Genomic DNA, 16,810 nt, shown 5'->3' with positions numbered 1-16,810 from the left:
CCGTAGGGACGGTTGCGGACGATCCGCGACCGCTTCGCGCCTCACCAGGTGAGCTCGATCTCCACCTCGTTGGAGTCGCCCAGCTCGACCTCGACCTTGAGAGCGACCTGCTCGGGCACCGCGACCGTGATGCGGCCGCCGTCGCGCACGAACTCGACGGAGTTGTGCTTGGCCAGCGAGTCGGCGAGGGCGCGCAGCCGGGCGGCGGCCTCCTCGCGGCTCATCGTGCGGGTCTCGTCCATCTCGAAGAGGTCCATGGAGTCTCCTGGTCGGGGATCGGCCGCGGCTGCGTCCGCGCCTCGAACCTAGCCAGCGGCTGGGAATCGGGGGCTGCCCACTGTCGGCCGCCCGTGGGACGCTGGCCGCGTGACCGACACCCACCGCCACACCCTCGACGTCCCGGGGGCGACGCTCAGCTATGCGGTCCGCGGCGACCTCTCCGCCGCCACGGCCGGCTCCCCGCCGCTCGTGCTGTGCGGCTCGCCCATGGACAGCACCGGCTTCGCCAGCCTCGCCGACCGCATCCCCGACCGGGTGCTGGTGCTGGTCGACCCGCGCAACACCGGGCACAGCCTGCGCCAGGACCCCACGGCGGCGGTGACGCCCGAGGAGCACGCCGCCGACCTGCATGCCCTCGTGGAGGCGCTCGGGTCCGGCCCGGTCGACGTCTTCGCGTCGTCCGGCGCGGCCGTGAACTTCCTCTTCCTCGTCGCCGCGCACCCCGGCGACGTACGCACGCTGGTGGCGCACGAGCCACCGATGGCCGGGCTGCTGCCCGACGCCGACGCGATCGCCGCCGTCTGCGACGAGATGGTCGCGACCTACGACGCATCCGGCGTCGGTCCGGCGATGGCGCGCTTCATCGGCCTGGTGATGCACCGCGGCCCGGTGGGCGACGAGTACCGCGCCGCACCGCCTCCCGACCCGGCGATGTTCGGCATGCCGACGGGGGACGACGGCTCCCGCGAGGACCCGCTCATGGCCAACCTCCGCGGCGGCGGCGTCACCCGCGTCCCGGACCTCGACGCCGTGCGCGCCGCCCCCACCCGCGTGGTGGTCGGGGTCGGCGAGGAGTCCGGCGGCCCGGAGGACGGCGAGATAGCCGGCCGCGCGGCACACGCGGTCGCGGCCGCGCTCGGGCAGCAGCCGGTCGTGTTCCCCGGCGGACACAACGGCTTCCTCGGCGGCGAGTTCGGCCAGACCGGGAAGCCCGACGAGTTCGCCCAGCGACTGCTCGCGGTGCTGGTCGGTTGATCAGAGACCGAGCATCCGGCCGATGATCTCCTTCTGGATCTCGGTGGTGCCGCCGTAGATCGTCTGGATCCGCGAGTCCGTGTACGCCTTGGAGATGGGGTACTCGTTCATGTAGCCGTAGCCGCCGTGCAGCTGCACGCCCGCGTCGACCACGCGCTTCTGCAGCTCGGTGGTCCACCACTTCGCCATCGACGCCAGCGCGGTGTCGACCTCGCCGGCGTTGAGCCGCAGCACGCAGTCGTTGATGAAGACGCGGGCGATGTGGGCCTCGGTCGCCATCTCGGCGAGCACGAAGCGGTTGTGCTGGAACTTCCCGATCGGCCTGCCGAAGGCCTCGCGCTCCTTGGCGTACGCCAGGCACAGGTCGAGGACGTGCTCGACCGCCGCGACGGCGATGCAGCCGATGGAGATCCGCTCCTGGGGCAGGTTCTCCATCAGCGAGATGAAGCCGGAGCCCTCGGCGCCGAGCAGGTTCTCCTTCGGGACCCGGACGTCGGTGAACGACAGCTCGGCGGTGTCCTGGGCGTGCAGGCCCATCTTGTCGAGGTTGCGGCCGCGCTCGAAGCCCTCCATCCCGCGCTCGACGACGAGCAGCGAGATGCCCTGGTGGCCCGCCTCCGGGTTCGTCCGGCAGACCACGATGACCAGGTCGGACAGGATGCCGTTGGAGATGAAGGTCTTCGAGCCGTTGAGGACGTAGTGGTCGCCGGCGTCGACCGCGGTCGTCCGGATGCCCTGGAGGTCCGACCCGGCGCCCGGCTCGGTCATCGCGATGGCGGTGACGATGTCGCCCGACACGCAGCCGGGGAGCCACCGCTGCTTCTGCTCCTCGGTGCCGAGGGAGGAGATGTAGGGGACGATGATGTCGGTGTGCACGGCGAACCCGGGGCCCGAGGCGCCCGCGCGGGCGGACTCCTCGGCGAGCACCATGTTGTAGCGGAAGTCCTTGATGCCCGGCCCCCCGTAGGCCTCGTCGACGTCGAAGCACAGCAGCCCGCGCTCGCCGGCCTTGCGCCAGATCTCGCGGTCGACGATCCCGTCGGCCTCCCACTTCTCGTGGTAGGGCGCGACCTCCTTGTCGAAGAAGGCGCGGGCGACGGCGCGGAAGTCCTCGTGCTCCTGCTCGAGGATGCTGGGGCGCTCAGGCATGGGGTCGGCTCCTGTCGACGGGGTGGTCCCGTGGGGTGAGGTGGCGCGCCGGTGTCGCACCTACCGTGGATGGATGGGTCTGATCAGCACGTCCGTCCGCGCGACGCACCTCGTCACCAACGCTGCCTGGTTCGGCGGCTCGCTGTTCGGCGCCGTCGGGTTGAACCCGGCGTCGCGCGAGCCCGACACCGAGCGTGAGCGGGTCGAGGTCTCGGGCACGGGGTGGGAGCGCTGGGGTCCGGTGCAGGGTGCGGCCATCGCGCTGCACCTGCTCAGCGGCCTCGCGATCACCGCCGACAACCGCAACCGGGTGGCGGGCCACGCGCCGACGACGGCCACCACGGTGGCCAAGACGCTCCTGACCGGCGCGGCCGTCGCGTCCAGCGCGGCGGCGTACGCCTACGGCCAGCGGCTCGGCGACGCCTCCGGCGAGGACGGTCATCCGAAGAACCCCCAGGTCGCCGAGGACGCCCGCAGCAAGCTGGCCTGGCTGCAGTGGGCCACCCCGGCGCTCACGGGAGCCGTCCTCGTGCTGGACGCGCAGCTCGGCGAGCAGCAGCGCGGCGCCGCCGGCCTGCTCGACCGCCCCTGGTGACCGCTCAGGCATGGTGCCTCTTCTCCGTGCTGGGACGGGCGCGCGCCACGGCCCGCGCCGCGACGTAGGCGGGCTCGCGGAGGGCGGCGACGAAGGGGTACTGCTCGACCCCCGCCAGTGGACGGGCGACGGGGTCGAAGCGGTCGAGGGTGTCGGCCTCGGACCAGACGACGTCGAGCCGGCCGAGCCGCTCCCACGGGCCGGCGCCGCGCGAGACCTCGACGGCGTACGACGTCGGGGGCAGGCCGTCCGCCCCGCCGTCCAGCGGGCTCAGGCCGAAGGTCACTGCGCGGCCACGGGCCCGCACGGGCAGGAGCGTCGTCAGCCGGCCGAAGCGGCGCGGCGGGCGCAGGGTGAGCAGGTAACGGCTCCAGGGGTGCTCGCCCGTGCTGGCGAACAGCAGGTCGGCGTCGTCGCCGTCCGGGGCGGCGGCCGGCAGGCGGAGGGCGAGCCCCTCGATGTCGGGCCATCCCTGCGGCAGTCCCATCGCGCGCGACCAGCGGACCCGGCACGGCTGCGGACCGGGCGTGTCGAGCGCGGGGACGCCGAGGCCGGGCGCGTGCTCGGACAGGGTGAGCCGACCGGCGCCGTGGTGGCCGTCGGGGTGGAGCGCCTTGTCGCGGCGCAGCAACCCGGTCACCGCCGCTGCTGCGGCGAGGGCCAGCCCGGGAGCGAGACCGGTGAGGCGGCGGACGGGGACGAGGTGCGGGGTCATGGTCTCCACTACCCCGTCGCCTCCCGCGGCACACGGTTGAGCGCGTCGAGCATCGACTCGGGTCCGAGGTCCTCGAGCCGGTAGCCGTGGGGGTAGGTCGTCGGCCGGTGCCGGTACGCCGTGCGGCGCGGTGGCGTGAACAGCAGGAGCCGGCCACGCAGGCGCAGGCCGGCCCGGACCGCGCGCACGAACCACGCGGGCTGCCTCGGCAGGCCGAGCGCCTCGCGCAACGGCTCGTCCATCACGGCGATGGTGACCCGGCGCACCAGCGGTCGCAGCGGGGGAGGGGCGACCTCCTCGGCGATGCGGATCGACGACTCGGCGAGCCGGGTGGCGGCCGGGGTGTGGGCGAAGTGCCGACGTTCGTGGTCGACGAGCAGCGCGAGGTAGCCGTCGTACGTCGTAGGGAGGTCCTTGAGGCCCATCAGCTCGCCGAACCGCGTGGTCACCTTCGCGATCGCGGCCAGCTCGTGGGGGTCGAGCCGGCGCCAGCCGTAGGCCTCGATCCAGCGGACCGGGCCGACGATCGTGGTGGCCAGGACGTAGGCGAAGTCCTCGGCGGCGATGTCGTAGTGGCCGTGGATGCGGTTGAGCCGGCGCACGGCCGCGTGCGAGCGCGGCGAGTCGATGCCGTCGAGCGTCGCCTCGTCGCCGATGAGGATGGTGTCGTCGTAGCGCTTGACACCGTGGTCGGCGAACTCCTGGGTGCGATCGAGCAGCTCGGCGATGGAGGGCACGCCGTAGTCGCGCATGAAGGCGATGCCGGTGCCCTGGACGTAGTCCCAGGGGAACTCGTGGCGCGCGGTCAGCCGGAGGATCTCGTCGTGGTCGACCTCCGGGTCCAGCGACTGGATCCGGCGCAGGTTGGCGAAGCGACCCGGCGCGTGCACGAGGCTCAGGACACCCATTCCCTGACCTGCGCCACGGTGGCTGCGGGGTCCTCGGACACGGGCGTGATGTTGAGGTCGGTGACGCCGGCCTCGCGGAAGGCCGCGATGCGCTCCTTGACGTACGACGCCGGGCCCACGAGGTTGGCGGCCTCCAGCCACTCGGTCGGGACGAGCGCCTCGGCCTCCTTCTTCTTGCCGGAGAGGTAGAGGTCCTGGATCTCCTCGGCCTCCTTCTCGTAGCCGTAGGCGCGGGCCACGTCGTTGTAGAAGTTCTTGCCCTTGGCGCCCATGCCGCCGACGTAGAGCGCGAAGATCGGCCGCGCGAAGTCGAGCAGCGCCTTCGTGTCGGGGCCCTCGCCGATCGCGACCATGCCGCCGGCCATCACCTGGAGCGGCTCGAGGCCCTCCTGCCGCTTGGCGTTGCCCGTCGCGAGCGCGTCGCCCCACACGAGGTGGGCCCGCTCGGGGTGGAAGAGGTGCGGGATCCAGCCGTCGGCGATCTCGGCGGTCTGCTCGACGTTCTTCGGGCCGAGGGCGGCGATCCAGATCGGGATGGTGTCGCGCTCCGGCTTCGTCAGCAGCTTCAGCGGCTTCCCCAGTCCGGTGACCGCCCCGTCGTCCTTCGTCAGCGGGAGGTGGAAGACCCCGTCGGCCGACAGCGGCTCGCGCTTGAGACCGCTGCGGATGATCTCGACGACCTCGGCGGTGCGGGCCATCGGCTTGGAGTAGGGGACGCCGTGGAAGCCCTCGATCACCTGCGGGCCGCTGACGCCGATGCCGAGGATCGCGCGGCCGCCGCTGACGTTGTCGAGGCCGGCCGCGGTCTGCAGCAGCGCGCCGGGCGTGCGGGAGTAGATGTTGAGGATCCCCGAACCGATCTTCACGGTCTCGGTCTTCGCCGCGAGGTAGCCCATCAGCGTGGGGGAGTCGAAGCCGTACGCCTCCGCGACCCACACGCTGTCGAGGCCCGCCTTCTCCAGGGCGACCACCTGGTCGGCCGCGTTGCGGGGGTTGCCGTCGTACATCAGCAGGGTGGCGAGACGCATGCCGCAATCGTGACAGTTTCACTGTCACGATGGCAAGAGGCCCAGATCGCGTCGGCGTCGTCGGCCGACAGCTCGAAGAAGCCGAAGCGGATCCTGCTGGTCGGCAGATGGTCCTTCACCTCGGCCAGGGGGATCGGCTCGACCTCGCGCAGCTCCGCGGCCCGCCGCCACCCGCCCTCGATCACGGCGCTGGGTTCCGGCTCCTCCCCGGACACCTCCCCGGCGAACGTGATCGCGCGAAGCGGCTCGCCCTTCGGGTACGTGGTGGTGGGGGAGTAGACCAGCACCCGGTCGCCGGCCGACATCCGCGCCACGGGCGCCCGCTTGCCGTGGTTGGCCATCACGAACCCCTCAGCCTGCCCTCGGCGGGCGTGGTCACGAGAGGCGACGAGGACCCAGGTGCGTGTCATGCCTCCGACGCTAGGGCGGGGGTGCGACAACACGTGTCCGCGACGTACCCCCGTCTCGTCACGCGCCGAGCATGTAGCCCCGGGGGCAGCGACGGAAGACTCGCCACCGAACCGTGCGGCTACTCGACCGCCTTCGCGGCCCCGTGCCAGGACTCCCAGAGCGCGGCGTAGGAGCCGCCGGCGGCGACGAGGTCATCGTGCGAGCCGAGCTCGGAGATCACGCCGTCCTCGACGACCGCCACGCGGTCGGCGTCGTGGGCGGAGAACAGCCGGTGCGCGATGGCGATGACCGTCCGCCCCTCCAGCACGGCCGCGAGCGAGCGCTCGAGGTGCCGGGCGGCGCGCGGGTCGATGAGCGAGGTGGCCTCGTCGAGCACCAGGGTGTGCGGGTCGGCCAGCACGAGGCGGGCGAGCGCGACCTGCTGTGCTTGGGCGGGCGTGAGCGAGCGGCCGCCGGAGCCGACGACCGTGTCGAGCCCCTCGGGCAGCGCGTCCACCCACTCGAGCGCGTCGACGGCCGCTAGGGCGGAGCGGACCGCGTCGTCCGACGAGCCCGGTCGGGCCAGCACGACGTTCTCCCGCAGGCTGCCGACGAAGACGTGGTGCTCCTGCGTGACGAGCGCGACGTGCCCGCGCAGGTCGTCGAGGGGCAGCTCGACCAGGCCGACGTCGCCGACCGTGACCCGTCCCGTGCGCGGCGGGTGGATGCCGGCGAGGAGGCGGCCGAGCGTCGACTTGCCGGCGCCGGACGGGCCGACCATGGCGATCCGCTCCCCGACGCCGACGTCGAGGTCCACCCCGTGCAGCACGTCGCGGCCCTCGACGTAGGAGAACCGGACGTCCTCGGCGTCGAGCTTCTCGTCGACCGGCACCGCGCCGCTGACCGAACGGTCGTCCGCGACCTCTGCCACGCCGAGCAGCCGCGCCAGCGAGGCCGCGCCCATCTGCAGCTCGTCGAGGATCGACACGATGCGGTCGACGGGGTCGATGAGCATCTGGACGTAGAGCGTCGCCGCGGTCACCTCGGCCAGCGACACGTCGCCGCGGGTGTAGAGCCAGCCGCCGAACAGCAGCGTCCCCACCACCGGCAGCAGGTAGGCGACCTCCATCGAGGGGAAGAACACCGTGCGCAGCCGCAGCGTGTAGCGCTCCGCCTCGAAGGACGCGCGGCAGTCGGCGTCGGAGCGGGCCACCCGGTCGCTGCCGAGGCCCAGCGCCTCGACCGTGCGGGCGCCCTCGACGGTCTCCGCGAGCGTGGTCGTGATCTGGCTGTACGACGCCGACTCGCGCTCGTAGCCCGGCCGGGCCCGGCGGAGGTACCAGCGCAGGCCGGTGACCAGGGGCGGCAGTGCGAGCAGGCACGGGAGGAACACCCACCAGCCGACCGACAGCGCGGCTGCGAAGACCAGCACGGCGGTGACCACGGCGATCGTCCACTCGGGCAGCGCCCAGCGCACCGACCAGCTGAGCTGGTCGACGTCGCGGCTGGTGCGGGTCAGCAGGTCGCCGGACCCGGCCGACTCGACCGTCCCGACCGGGAGCGCGAGCGCGTTGCCGACGAAGTCCTCGCGCAGCTCCGCCAGCACCTCCTCGCCGAGGGCCTGCGAGAGGTAGCGCGCGTAGCGGGTCAGCACCGTCTGGAGGAGCAGGAAGCCCGCCAGCGCGATCGCCGTGCGGTCGACGTGGGAGACGCTGGTGCCGTCCTCGACCGCCTGCACCAGGCCGCCGAGCAGGCGTGGCGCGGCGAGGCCGGCCGTGGCGGCCAGGACGTGGAGGGCGAGCGCGGACCAGAGCATCCGCGGGTGGCGACGGGCGAGGTCGCGGGCGTAGCGGCGTACGGCGGCGGGGCCCGCGACGGGCAGGCGCGTGGTGCTCACGTCGCTCACGAGGCCTCCTCGACGTCACGGGTGACCACGGCCCGGTAGCCGGCGTGGGTCTCGAGCAGCTCGGCGTGCGTGCCGGTCGCGACGACCGACCCGTCGACCAGTAGCGCGACCTCGTCGACCGCGTCGAGCAGGAGCGGGCTGACGGTGGTGAGGACGGTCGTCCGTCCCGCCCGGTGGGCGCGCAGGCGTGCGGCGATGCGGGCCTCGGTGTGGGCATCGACCGCGGACGTGGGCTCCACCAGCACCAGGACCTCCGGGTCGCTGGTCAGCACGCGGGCCAGCACCAGGCGCTGGCGCTGGCCGCCGGAGAACGACCGCCCGCGCTCGGCCACGACCGTGTCGAGGCCGTCGGGCAGCCCCTCCAGGACGTCCTCGGCGGAGGCGGTGTGCAGGGCCTCCCGCACCCCGCCGCGGCGACCGACGTCGAGTCCCGCGCCGAGCGGGCCGCTGAAGAGCAGGCTGCTCGTGTCGGACACCACGATCCGGCGTCGCACCTCGTCCAGCGGCAGCGCCGTGAGGGGTACGCCGCCGAGGGTGACGTCGTCGTCGACCGAGGCCGCGGCGAGGCCGAGGCGGTCGGCGAGCAGCGCCGAGTCGTCGGGCCGGTCGCTGACGATCGCCACCATCCGGCCGGGCTCGACCCGCAGGCCGGATCGGGCGTCGGCGAGGACGCTGCCGGCGGGAGGAGGTGCCTGCGGGTGCGGGGGATCGGTGACGTCGGGCTCCAGGGCGAGCACCAGGCACACCCGCCGGGCCGCGACCTGGGCCCGGATGGCCTTGTTGGCGAACTCGGTCGCCGTGCGCAGCGGCATCATCAGGAAGGCGGCGTAGCCGTAGAACGCGACCAGCTCGCCGGGCGTGATCGCGCCGGACACGGCGGCCCGGGCGCCGAGCCACACCACGAGCACCACGAAGATGCCGGGGAGCAGCACCTGGAGCGCGTCGAGCACGGACTGGATGCGGGCCACGCGCACGCCCGCGGTCCGGGTGCTCTGCGACTCGCGGCGGTAGCGGTCGAGGAAGACCTGCTCGCCGCCGATGCCGCGCAGCACGCGAAGCCCGCCGACGATGTCGCTGGCGGTGTTGGCCAGCTCGCCCATCAGGTGGCGCTGGTGGGCGCTGCGCGCCTGCAGGGGCTTGAGCAGCGGGCCGACGGCGAGCACCAGCAGCGGCACGCCGACGAGCACCACCAAGCCGAGGGTCACCGACGTGGTCAGCAGCAGCACCGCGACCATCAGGAACGAGACGATCGCGCCGGTGAAGCGGGCCGTGATGTCCATCAGGCCGCCGAGGTGCGACAGGTCGCTGGTGCCGATCGCCACCACCTCGCCGGTCGACACCTTGCGCGGCAGCGTGCCGCCCAGGCGAACGGTCTGGCGGGTCACCAGCTGGACGGTGCGGTAGGCCGCGATGAGCCAGTTGGTGACCGCGAAGCGGTGGCGCATGATCCCGCTGACCGCCTGGACGAGTCCGACGGCGAGCATGACGCCCGTCCAGAGCACCAGCTGGGAGGTGTCCTTGGCGGCGACGCCGAGGTCGATCGCGCGTCCGAGGACGGCCGGCATCACCGCCTGTGCGGCGCCCCACAGGATGCCGAAGGCCATGCCCCCGGCGAGCGTGCGCCACTGCTGCCGGGCCATCCAGAGCAGGAAGCGGCGGGGTGTGCGGTGGTCCGCCACTCCGGGATCGGGGACGGGGAGGCTGCGCACCGGGTGATCCTAGGTTCGGCCCGCGGGCGCGACGAATCCTTTTCGGACGGCTGCTCACCGGCCGAGGCCGGGCACCACCTCGGCGCCGGGCACGTCGGCCAGCAGGCGGCCCGGCACCAGCAGCTTCGACCGGCGCACACCGCTGCCGACCACGACGACGGGCTCGTCGAGCAGCGCGTCGTGGACCAGCACCCGCCAACCCGACGGCAGGCCGAACGGGGTGATCCCGCCGTGCTCCATGCCGGTCTCGTCGACCGCTCGGTCCATCGGCAGGAACGAGCACTTGCGGACGTCGAGCATCCGGCGCACGAGCGTGTTCACGTCCGCGCGGGTGTCGGCGCGCACGACGCACGCCGCGACCCGCTCCTCGCCCGCCCGCGTGCCGGCGACGACCACGCAGTTGCCGCCCGCGGTCATCGGGACGTCGTAGGCCTCGCTCATCGCCGCCGTGTCGGCGAGGGCCGGATCGATCTCGACGACCGCGACCTCCGCCGCGCCCGGCCACGACGCCAGTGCGGCGGCGACCGGGGGCGCGACCTTGTCGGGGTGCTCGGTCGCGGGCAGCGAGGTCAGCGAGGGGAAGGAGGGGAGCGTCACGCGGCCATCATGCGCCATTCACCGAGGTGTCACCCCGCGGTCCCGCGGGCCGTGCACGGTGGGGTCATGACGGTGACCCGCGAGGCGCTGGGCACGGCCCCGTCGTTGGTCCTCACGCCCGCCGTGGTTGCGCACCGCGGCGCCAGCGGGCACCGTCCCGAGCACACCCTCGAGGCCTACCGGACCGCCATCCGGATGGGCGTCGACGACATCGAGCTGGACCTCGTCTCCACGCGCGACGGGGTCCTCGTGGCCCGGCACGACCTCGAGCTCAGCACGACGACCGACGTGGCGTCGCGTGCCGGGCTCGGCCACCTCCGCCGCACCCGCACCGTCGACGGGGTGGCCCAGTGCGGGTGGTTCGTGCAGGACCTCACGCTGTCCGAGCTGAAGACCCTCGCCACCCGCGAGCGGATGCCGGTCACCCGTCCCGGCAACACGGCGTACGACGGTGCCGAGGGCGTCCCGACGCTCACCGAGGTGCTGGCCATGGTCGGCGCCGAGTCTCTCCGGCGGGGCCGTCCGGTCGGTGTGCTGCTCGAGCTCAAGCACGCCGCCCACCACGACGCCGCCGGCCTGCCGCTCGACGTCCCGCTCCTGCGCGACCTGGCCCGCCACGGCCTCGACCACCCGTGGGCGCGCGTGGTCCTCATGTCGTTCGAGGCCCCGGTCCTGCGGCGGCTGGCCGCGCGCACCCGCCTGCCGATCATGCAGCTGCTCGAGGCGGGCGAGCGGGTCACCGACGAGCTGCTGGACGGGATCGACGAGTACGCCGACGGCATCGGCCCCCACAAGTCCCTCGTGCTGCCCCGCGACGCGGGCGGAGCCATCGGCGAGCCCTCGGCGCTGGTCCGTGCGGCGCACCGGCGCGGCCTCACCGTGCACGCCTGGACGGTGCGCGCGGAAAACCGCTACCTGCCGAGCAACCTCCGCCACGGCGAGGCCCCCGACGCGCTCGGGGACATGGCGGCGGAGGTCCGCGCGCTGCTCGCTGCCGGCGTCGACGGGGTCATCACCGACCACCCGGAGGCGGCGCTCGCGGCGCTGCGCGAGGTGCGCCCTTCCGGATGACAGGCGCGGCCGCGCACCGGCGTACGCTCGGCCCGTGACGCACGCCACGGACCGCTCGCACGCCCTCCTCGCCCGCATCCGCGCGTCCGTGATCGGCGACGACCAGGTGATGCAGGGCCCCTACGGCCCGCGCCGGGTGACGTACGCCGACTACACCGCATCGGGCCGCAGCCTCACCTTCATCGAGGACTTCATCCGCGCCGAGGTGCTCCCGGCCTACGCCAACACCCACACCGAGGCCAGCGGCACCGGCCTCCAGACCACCCGGCTGCGCGAGGACGCCCGACGGATCATCCGCGACGCCGTGGGCGGCGACGAGGAGACCGTCGTGGTGTTCTGCGGCTCCGGCAGCACGGCCGCGATCGACAAGCTGATCGGCATCCTCGGCCTGCGGGTGCCGTGCGCCCTCGAGGACCGCTACCACCTGACCTCGCTGATCCCGGCGGACCAGCGGCCGGTGGTGTTCATCGGTCCCTTCGAGCACCACTCCAACGAGGTCAGCTGGCGCGAGACCATCGCCGACGTCGTCACCATCCACGAGGACGCCGACGGCCGGGTCTCCCTCGACCACTTGCGCGAGGAGCTCGAGCGCCACGCCGACCGGCCGCTGAAGATCGGCTCGTTCTCCGCGGCCTCCAACGTCACCGGCATCGTCACCGACACCGAGGGCGTGGCCGACCTGCTCCACGAGCACGGCGCCCTCAGCTTTTGGGACTTCGCCGCGTGCGCGCCCTACGTCGACATCGAGATGTACGGCCCGGGCCGCTCGCACAAGGACGCCATCTTCATCAGCCCGCACAAGTTCATCGGTGGCCCCGGCACGCCGGGCGTGCTCGTCGTGCGCCGCGAGCTGATGGCCAACCGGGTGCCGGTCGTGCCCGGCGGCGGCACGGTGATGTACGTCAACCCCACCGAGCACCGCTACCTCGACGACCGGGCCCACCGCGAGGAGGGCGGCACGCCGGCGATCGTGGAGTCGATCCGCGCCGGGCTGGTCTTCCAGCTCAAGCAGGCCGTCGGCGTGGAGACCATCCAGGCCCACGAGGAGGAGCTGCTCCAGCGGGCGGTGGCGGCCTGGGTCGCCGAGCCCACCATCCAGATCCTCGGCAACCTCGACTCCCAGAGGCTCTCGATCGTCTCCTTCGTCGTGAAGGCGCCCGACGGGACCTACCTCCACCACAACTTCGTGGTCGCGCTGCTCAACGACCTCTTCGGCATCCAGACCCGCGGCGGCTGCTCCTGCGCCGGGCCCTACGGCCACCGGCTGCTCGACATCGACCTCGACCGCAGCCACCAGTTCGAGGCGCAGATCGCGACCGGGTGCGAAGGCATCAAGCCCGGCTGGGTGCGGGTGAACTTCAACTACTTCGTCGACGAGGAGGTCTTCACCTACGTCGTGGAGGCGGTCCGCCTCGTCGCCCGCGAGGGCTGGCGGCTGCTCGGCGACTACCGCTTCGACCCGCTGACCGGGCTGTGGCACCACCGCACCGGCCCGGTGGAGCCGCCGCTGCGCCTCGCCGACGTGTCGTACGCCGACGACGGTGCGATGACCTACCCCCGGCACCCGACGACGGCCCCCGTCTCGGTGCTCCGGGAGCACCTCGACGAGGCCCGCGCGATCATGGCCGCGGCCACGCCGCCGGACTGGTCCGACGCCGCGCACCTCGACGCCGACTTCGACGAGCTCCGCTGGTTCGCGCTGCCGGCCGGCTCGCTCAGCAGCTAGCGGGCGGTCCGGCGCGAGGGCCACACCGTGGCCGCGAGCCCGGCGGCTCCCGCGGCGAGCCACGGGATCGGCAGCAGCCAGCGCAGCTCGTCGGTCTCGACGACGTCGCCCTGGACCAGCGCCCACACCAGCACCATGCCGGCGAAGGCGACGCCCATCACGAGCTGGCCGATGTTGACCGGGTGGAGGCCGGACGGCTTCTCCGGCGCGTCCAGCGGCCCGACCATCGACTCGTCGTAGTGGGTGACCGTGTCGTCGGGCCCGTAGATGTCGGTGTCCCAGCCGGGATCCCGGTCGGTGTCGCGGGTGCTGTCGTAGGTGTTGTCGTTCTCGCTCATCGGGGGCTCCTCAGGCGGCTTCGCGGACGATGACCTCGCCCGCGACCAGGTCGATGTTGATGGACATGTCGGGCGCGCCGGCGCCGCCGTCGCGGAAGCCGTCGACGGTGATGTCGAAGCCGTCGCCGCGCTGGTCGAAGACCCGGCTGTCGCCGGCCACGACCTCGGTCGTGACGTCGACGTCCATGCCGTCGGGGACGACGACCTCCACCCGTCCGCCGACGCCGTCGATGCGGACCTCGCGGCCGTCCAGGTCGTCGACGTCGGTCACCGCGGACAGGTCGAGGCGGAACTCGCCGCCCCCGAAGTCGTAGGTGTCCTCGACCGCGGCGGCGGAGGTCGGGACGAACGTGTGGTGGTCCTCGGGGAACTGGTCGCCGATGGTGGCGCCCGCCGTGGCCAGGGCGGCCACCAGGCCGAGGGCGATCAGGCCGCCGGCGCGGCCCCAGAACGAGCCGACGACCAGCATCAGCGCGATGATCCCGAGCGCGAGCGCCGGGTAGGCGCTGTCGGTCACCGAGGCGCCCGCCAGGTCGACGACGCCGAGCACGCCCTCGGCGAGCGCGACCAGGGCCAGGGTGAAGAAGAACAGGAGCGGGCCGCGCTTGCGGGGGTTGCGCGGCCGGCGCGGCTCCCGGGTGTAGCTCGTGGGCGGCGCCCAGCCCTGCATGGTGTGACCGTAGGACTGCTCGTAGGACTGCTCGTAGGACTGGTCGACCGGCGGGACGTCGGTGACGCCCGGACCGGGGACGGGACCGGCGTACCCGTAGCCGCTCGTGGGGGCCGACTTCTGCTTGCGGTTGAGGAACCACACGACCAGCGCGGCGAGGACGGCCAGCGGCCACGGGAACCAGAAGGCGCCGGCCCAGTCGCCGAACGCGCAGAGCACGGCGAGGACGCCGACACCGGCGAGGGCGAGCGTCCGGCTGCGCTCGTCGAGCCCGAGCGGCTCGTCGTTCGTGCCCTCCTCGGGCACCAGCACCCAGGCGCCGACGTAGGCCAGCAGCCCGGCGCCGCCGAAGAACACCGCGACCACCAGCGCGACCCGCACGATGATCGGGTCGATGTCGAAGTGGCGGGCGAGCCCGCCGGCGACGCCGGCGATGTGGCGGTCGGTCACGCTGCGACGGAGGCGGCCGAGGTCCTTCATCTCCTCACGGCTGACGCGGGGACCGGGAGCACCGCTCGGCGGCGGGGGCTGCTCGGTGGGGGTGGAGGGGCTGGGGTTGTCCATGGCTCCACTCTCGTCCGCCGCGGGCCTCCGGACCATCGGGGACAGCCCTGATTCGCCTCCGCGGCGCAGGGGAGCGGCTCAGGGTCGGGTCGGGGTCGATCCTCATGGTCCGGCGCGTGCCTGCCTGCGACGATGGAGGCACGATGAGCGACACCACCCCCCGCGCCACCCCCGCGCCGGCTCCCGCCCCGACCTGGCGTGCCGCCCAGCCGCGGCGCGCCTACCGCGACCTCTCCGCACCGGTCGCAGGCGGCGTCGCGTCCGGGCTCGCGGCGCACCTCGCGGTGCCGGTGCTGTGGGTGCGGGTGTTCTTCGTCGCCACCGCCCTGCTGGGTGGCTTCGGGCTCATGCTCTACGCCGGGCTGTGGGTCTTCCTGCCCGCCGACCAGGGCTTCGAGGTCAGCGCCCCCGGCCTGGAGAGCGCCACCCGCACCGGAAAGCGTCCCGGACGCCGGTCTCGGCTGCGCGACGCCGGGCCGGCGATCGCCATCGGCGCGCTGCTGTTCGGCGTCGTGCTCGGCTTCGAGGGCATCTTCGGCCAGGGCGCGCTCTTCTGGCCCGTCGTCCTCGGCATCGCCGGCATCGGCCTGCTGTGGCGGCAGGCCGACGAGGCGCAGCGCGAGCGCTGGATCGACTCCTCGGGCCGCATCGACCCCTTCCGCGCGGTCTTCGGCAACGGTGGCTGGGCGGCGTACACCCGCTTCGCGGCGGGTCTCGGGCTGATCCTGACCGCCCTGATCGTCTTCGCGGTCGCGGCGGGGAAGGCGACGTTCGCGGTGCCGGTGCTGGTCGCCGGGCTGCTCGGCCTGGTCGGCCTGGCGATCGTCGTGGGCCCGTGGGCGATGCGGCTGATCGACGACCTCGGCGCCGAGCGCGCCGAGCGGGTCCGCACCCAGGAGCGGGCCGACATGGCCGCCCACCTGCACGACTCGGTGCTGCAGACGCTCGCGCTGATCCAGAAGAACGCGCACGACTCGACCACCGTCGCCCGGCTCGCGCGGTCGCAGGAGCGCGACCTGCGGCAGTGGCTGTTCGAGGCCGACACCGCCGACGCGACGACGCTCGCCGGCGCCCTGAAGGAGATGGCCGCCGACGTCGAGGCCCAGCACCCCGTCGTGGTCGACGTGGTCACCGTCGGCGACTGCGACCTCGACGAGTCGCTGCGGCCCGTGGTGCTCGCCGCCCGGGAGGCGGTGGTGAACGTCGCCAAGCATGCCGGCACCCAGCGCGCCGACGTCTACGCCGAGACGACCGCCGGGGCCGTCGACGTCTTCGTCCGCGACCGGGGCGAAGGCTTCGACGTCGCCGGCGTCGCCGCCGACCGGCAGGGCGTCCGGAGCAGCATCGTGGACCGGATGGCCCGCCACGGCGGCAGTGCGGACGTACGCTCTGCTCCCGGCGAGGGCACCGAGGTGCGCCTCCACATGCCCCGAAGCCAGGCACGATCCCACTCGCAGACCCCCGACGAGGAGAACCGATGAGCCAGACGAGTCCGAGCGGCGCCGTGCGGGTCGTCCTGGTGGACGACCACGCCATGTTCCGGGCCGGTGTCCGGGCCGAGCTGGCGGCCAGCGGTGCCGGGGTGGTCGAGGTCGTGGGTGAAGCCGCCGACGCCGACGCCGCCGTCACCGTCGTCCACGAGCTCCAGCCGCAGGTCGTCCTCCTCGACGTGCACCTGCCCGGCGGCGGCGGCGTCGAGGTGATGCGCCGCCACCCCTCGCCCGACACGCTCTACCTCGCCCTGTCGGTCTCCGACGCCGCCGAGGACGTCATCGGCACCATCCGCGGCGGCGCCCGCGGCTACGTCACCAAGACGATCACCGGGCCTGAGCTGGTCGACGCCATCACCCGCGTCGCGGGCGGGGACGCGGTGTTCTCGCCCCGGCTCGCCGGCTTCGTGCTCGACGCGTTCGCCGGGTCGATCGACGTCGCCGCCGTCGACGAGGACCTCGACCGGCTGACCGAGCGCGAGCGCGAGGTGATGCGCCTGATCGCCCGCGGCTACGCCTACAAGGAGGTCGCCAAGGAGCTCTTCATCTCGGTGAAGACGGTGGAGACCCACATGTCGTCCGTGCTCCGCAAGCTCCAGCTCTCCAGCCGCCACGAGCTGACGAAGTGGGCCTCGGACCGCCGCCTGCTCTGACGCGATCGTTCCTCCCATTCCCCCCAGGGGTGGTGGTTGTTTGACAA

At 73.4% G+C, this 16,810-nt stretch carries 17 protein-coding genes; 6 read left to right on the top strand and 11 right to left on the bottom strand.

The window, feature by feature from the left end; all coding sequences use genetic code 11:
• Positions 1 to 41: 41 nt before the first annotated feature.
• Positions 42 to 257, bottom strand: coding sequence for an amphi-Trp domain-containing protein (locus Q9S36_RS34315; RefSeq protein WP_311289276.1), 216 nt, complete (start codon positions 255 to 257; stop codon positions 42 to 44).
• Between the two features lie 109 nt (positions 258 to 366).
• Here Q9S36_RS34315 and Q9S36_RS34310 point away from each other — a divergent pair, with 109 nt between their 5' ends.
• Positions 367 to 1,254 carry an alpha/beta hydrolase gene (locus tag Q9S36_RS34310; protein ID WP_311289275.1) on the top strand — a complete coding sequence of 296 codons (888 nt, stop codon included), beginning with the start codon at positions 367 to 369 and terminating at the stop codon, positions 1,252 to 1,254.
• On the opposite strand, the gene Q9S36_RS34305 is transcribed toward Q9S36_RS34310, so the two are convergent.
• Entirely contained in the window at positions 1,255 to 2,403 is a 1,149-nt protein-coding gene (locus Q9S36_RS34305) for an acyl-CoA dehydrogenase family protein (RefSeq protein WP_311289274.1), read from the bottom strand.
• Between the two features lie 73 nt (positions 2,404 to 2,476).
• Here Q9S36_RS34305 and Q9S36_RS34300 point away from each other — a divergent pair, with 73 nt between their 5' ends.
• Positions 2,477 to 2,998 (top strand): hypothetical protein, encoded by a 522-nt coding sequence (locus tag Q9S36_RS34300; protein ID WP_311289273.1) that lies wholly within the window; start codon positions 2,477 to 2,479, stop codon positions 2,996 to 2,998.
• Positions 2,999 to 3,002: 4 nt separating this feature from the next.
• Here the strand turns inward: Q9S36_RS34300 and Q9S36_RS34295 are convergent, their stop codons facing one another.
• From Q9S36_RS34295 to Q9S36_RS34265, 7 genes are all read right to left on the bottom strand, one after another.
• Positions 3,003 to 3,713, bottom strand: a complete 711-nt coding sequence (locus Q9S36_RS34295) for a phosphodiesterase (protein ID WP_311289272.1) — start codon at positions 3,711 to 3,713, stop codon at positions 3,003 to 3,005.
• A gap of 8 nt (positions 3,714 to 3,721) precedes the next feature.
• Positions 3,722 to 4,621: an oxygenase MpaB family protein gene (locus tag Q9S36_RS34290; RefSeq protein ID WP_311289271.1), complete on the bottom strand. Its 900-nt coding sequence runs from the start codon at positions 4,619 to 4,621 to the stop codon at positions 3,722 to 3,724.
• Positions 4,609 to 5,649, bottom strand: a complete 1,041-nt coding sequence (locus tag Q9S36_RS34285) for an LLM class F420-dependent oxidoreductase (RefSeq protein ID WP_311289270.1) — start codon at positions 5,647 to 5,649, stop codon at positions 4,609 to 4,611. The genes Q9S36_RS34290 and Q9S36_RS34285 overlap by 13 nt, the downstream gene beginning before the upstream one ends.
• Positions 5,628 to 6,059: an EVE domain-containing protein gene (locus Q9S36_RS34280; RefSeq protein WP_311289269.1), complete on the bottom strand. Its 432-nt coding sequence runs from the start codon at positions 6,057 to 6,059 to the stop codon at positions 5,628 to 5,630. The genes Q9S36_RS34285 and Q9S36_RS34280 overlap by 22 nt, the downstream gene beginning before the upstream one ends.
• A 119-nt stretch (positions 6,060 to 6,178) precedes the next feature.
• Positions 6,179 to 7,945 carry an ABC transporter ATP-binding protein gene (locus Q9S36_RS34275; RefSeq protein WP_311289268.1) on the bottom strand — a complete coding sequence of 589 codons (1,767 nt, stop codon included), beginning with the start codon at positions 7,943 to 7,945 and terminating at the stop codon, positions 6,179 to 6,181.
• Positions 7,942 to 9,654 carry an ABC transporter ATP-binding protein gene (locus Q9S36_RS34270; protein WP_311289267.1) on the bottom strand — a complete coding sequence of 571 codons (1,713 nt, stop codon included), beginning with the start codon at positions 9,652 to 9,654 and terminating at the stop codon, positions 7,942 to 7,944. Before Q9S36_RS34270 ends, Q9S36_RS34275 begins: the two co-directional genes overlap by 4 nt.
• A 54-nt stretch (positions 9,655 to 9,708) precedes the next feature.
• A complete protein-coding gene (locus Q9S36_RS34265) occupies positions 9,709 to 10,269 on the bottom strand; it encodes a YbaK/EbsC family protein (RefSeq protein WP_396653897.1) in 561 nt (186 codons plus the stop codon).
• A 48-nt stretch (positions 10,270 to 10,317) separates the two neighbouring features.
• Between Q9S36_RS34265 and Q9S36_RS34260 the strand changes: the two genes are divergently transcribed.
• Both Q9S36_RS34260 and Q9S36_RS34255 read left to right on the top strand, forming a co-directional pair.
• A complete protein-coding gene (locus tag Q9S36_RS34260; protein WP_311289265.1) occupies positions 10,318 to 11,322 on the top strand; it encodes a glycerophosphodiester phosphodiesterase family protein in 1,005 nt (334 codons plus the stop codon).
• A 34-nt stretch (positions 11,323 to 11,356) separates the two neighbouring features.
• A complete protein-coding gene (locus Q9S36_RS34255) occupies positions 11,357 to 13,048 on the top strand; it encodes an aminotransferase class V-fold PLP-dependent enzyme (RefSeq protein WP_311289264.1) in 1,692 nt (563 codons plus the stop codon).
• On the opposite strand, the gene Q9S36_RS34250 is transcribed toward Q9S36_RS34255, so the two are convergent.
• Positions 13,045 to 13,386: a hypothetical protein gene (locus Q9S36_RS34250; protein ID WP_311289263.1), complete on the bottom strand. Its 342-nt coding sequence runs from the start codon at positions 13,384 to 13,386 to the stop codon at positions 13,045 to 13,047. The two genes, Q9S36_RS34255 and Q9S36_RS34250, sit on opposite strands and share 4 nt — an antisense overlap.
• A 10-nt stretch (positions 13,387 to 13,396) precedes the next feature.
• A complete protein-coding gene (locus Q9S36_RS34245) occupies positions 13,397 to 14,620 on the bottom strand; it encodes a PspC domain-containing protein (RefSeq protein WP_311289262.1) in 1,224 nt (407 codons plus the stop codon).
• 143 nt (positions 14,621 to 14,763) lie between these two features.
• Here Q9S36_RS34245 and Q9S36_RS34240 point away from each other — a divergent pair, with 143 nt between their 5' ends.
• Positions 14,764 to 16,101 (top strand): PspC domain-containing protein, encoded by a 1,338-nt coding sequence (locus Q9S36_RS34240; RefSeq protein ID WP_311289261.1) that lies wholly within the window; start codon positions 14,764 to 14,766, stop codon positions 16,099 to 16,101.
• The gene (locus Q9S36_RS34235) at positions 16,098 to 16,763 is read left to right on the top strand and encodes a response regulator transcription factor (RefSeq protein WP_311289260.1); all 666 of its coding nucleotides are present in this window, start codon (positions 16,098 to 16,100) and stop codon (positions 16,761 to 16,763) included. The genes Q9S36_RS34240 and Q9S36_RS34235 overlap by 4 nt, the downstream gene beginning before the upstream one ends.
• Positions 16,764 to 16,810 lie beyond the last annotated feature (47 nt).

This window comes from Microbacterium sp. ARD31 (assembly GCF_031844425.1).
The sequence above is the reverse complement of the archived record's forward strand: the minus strand, read 5'-3'. Positions and strand labels throughout refer to the sequence as shown.

Bases quoted from the DNA above. Each gene is read 5' to 3' on its own strand.
- Q9S36_RS34300 (WP_311289273.1), top strand. From the start codon at position 2,477: ATGGGTCTGATCAGCACGTCCGTCCGCGCGACGCACCTCGTCACCAAC.
- Q9S36_RS34285 (WP_311289270.1), bottom strand. From the start codon at position 5,649: ATGCGTCTCGCCACCCTGCTGATGTACGACGGCAACCCCCGCAACGCG.
- Q9S36_RS34315 (WP_311289276.1), bottom strand. From the start codon at position 257: ATGGACCTCTTCGAGATGGACGAGACCCGCACGATGAGCCGCGAGGAG.
- Q9S36_RS34240 (WP_311289261.1), top strand. From the start codon at position 14,764: ATGAGCGACACCACCCCCCGCGCCACCCCCGCGCCGGCTCCCGCCCCG.
- Q9S36_RS34260 (WP_311289265.1), top strand. From the start codon at position 10,318: ATGACGGTGACCCGCGAGGCGCTGGGCACGGCCCCGTCGTTGGTCCTC.
- Q9S36_RS34295 (WP_311289272.1), bottom strand. From the start codon at position 3,713: ATGACCCCGCACCTCGTCCCCGTCCGCCGCCTCACCGGTCTCGCTCCC.
- Q9S36_RS34290 (WP_311289271.1), bottom strand. From the start codon at position 4,621: ATGGGTGTCCTGAGCCTCGTGCACGCGCCGGGTCGCTTCGCCAACCTG.
- Q9S36_RS34265 (WP_396653897.1), bottom strand. From the start codon at position 10,269: ATGGCGCATGATGGCCGCGTGACGCTCCCCTCCTTCCCCTCGCTGACC.
- Q9S36_RS34235 (WP_311289260.1), top strand. From the start codon at position 16,098: ATGAGCCAGACGAGTCCGAGCGGCGCCGTGCGGGTCGTCCTGGTGGAC.
- Q9S36_RS34305 (WP_311289274.1), bottom strand. From the start codon at position 2,403: ATGCCTGAGCGCCCCAGCATCCTCGAGCAGGAGCACGAGGACTTCCGC.
- Q9S36_RS34280 (WP_311289269.1), bottom strand. From the start codon at position 6,059: ATGACACGCACCTGGGTCCTCGTCGCCTCTCGTGACCACGCCCGCCGA.
- Q9S36_RS34245 (WP_311289262.1), bottom strand. From the start codon at position 14,620: ATGGACAACCCCAGCCCCTCCACCCCCACCGAGCAGCCCCCGCCGCCG.
- Q9S36_RS34250 (WP_311289263.1), bottom strand. From the start codon at position 13,386: ATGAGCGAGAACGACAACACCTACGACAGCACCCGCGACACCGACCGG.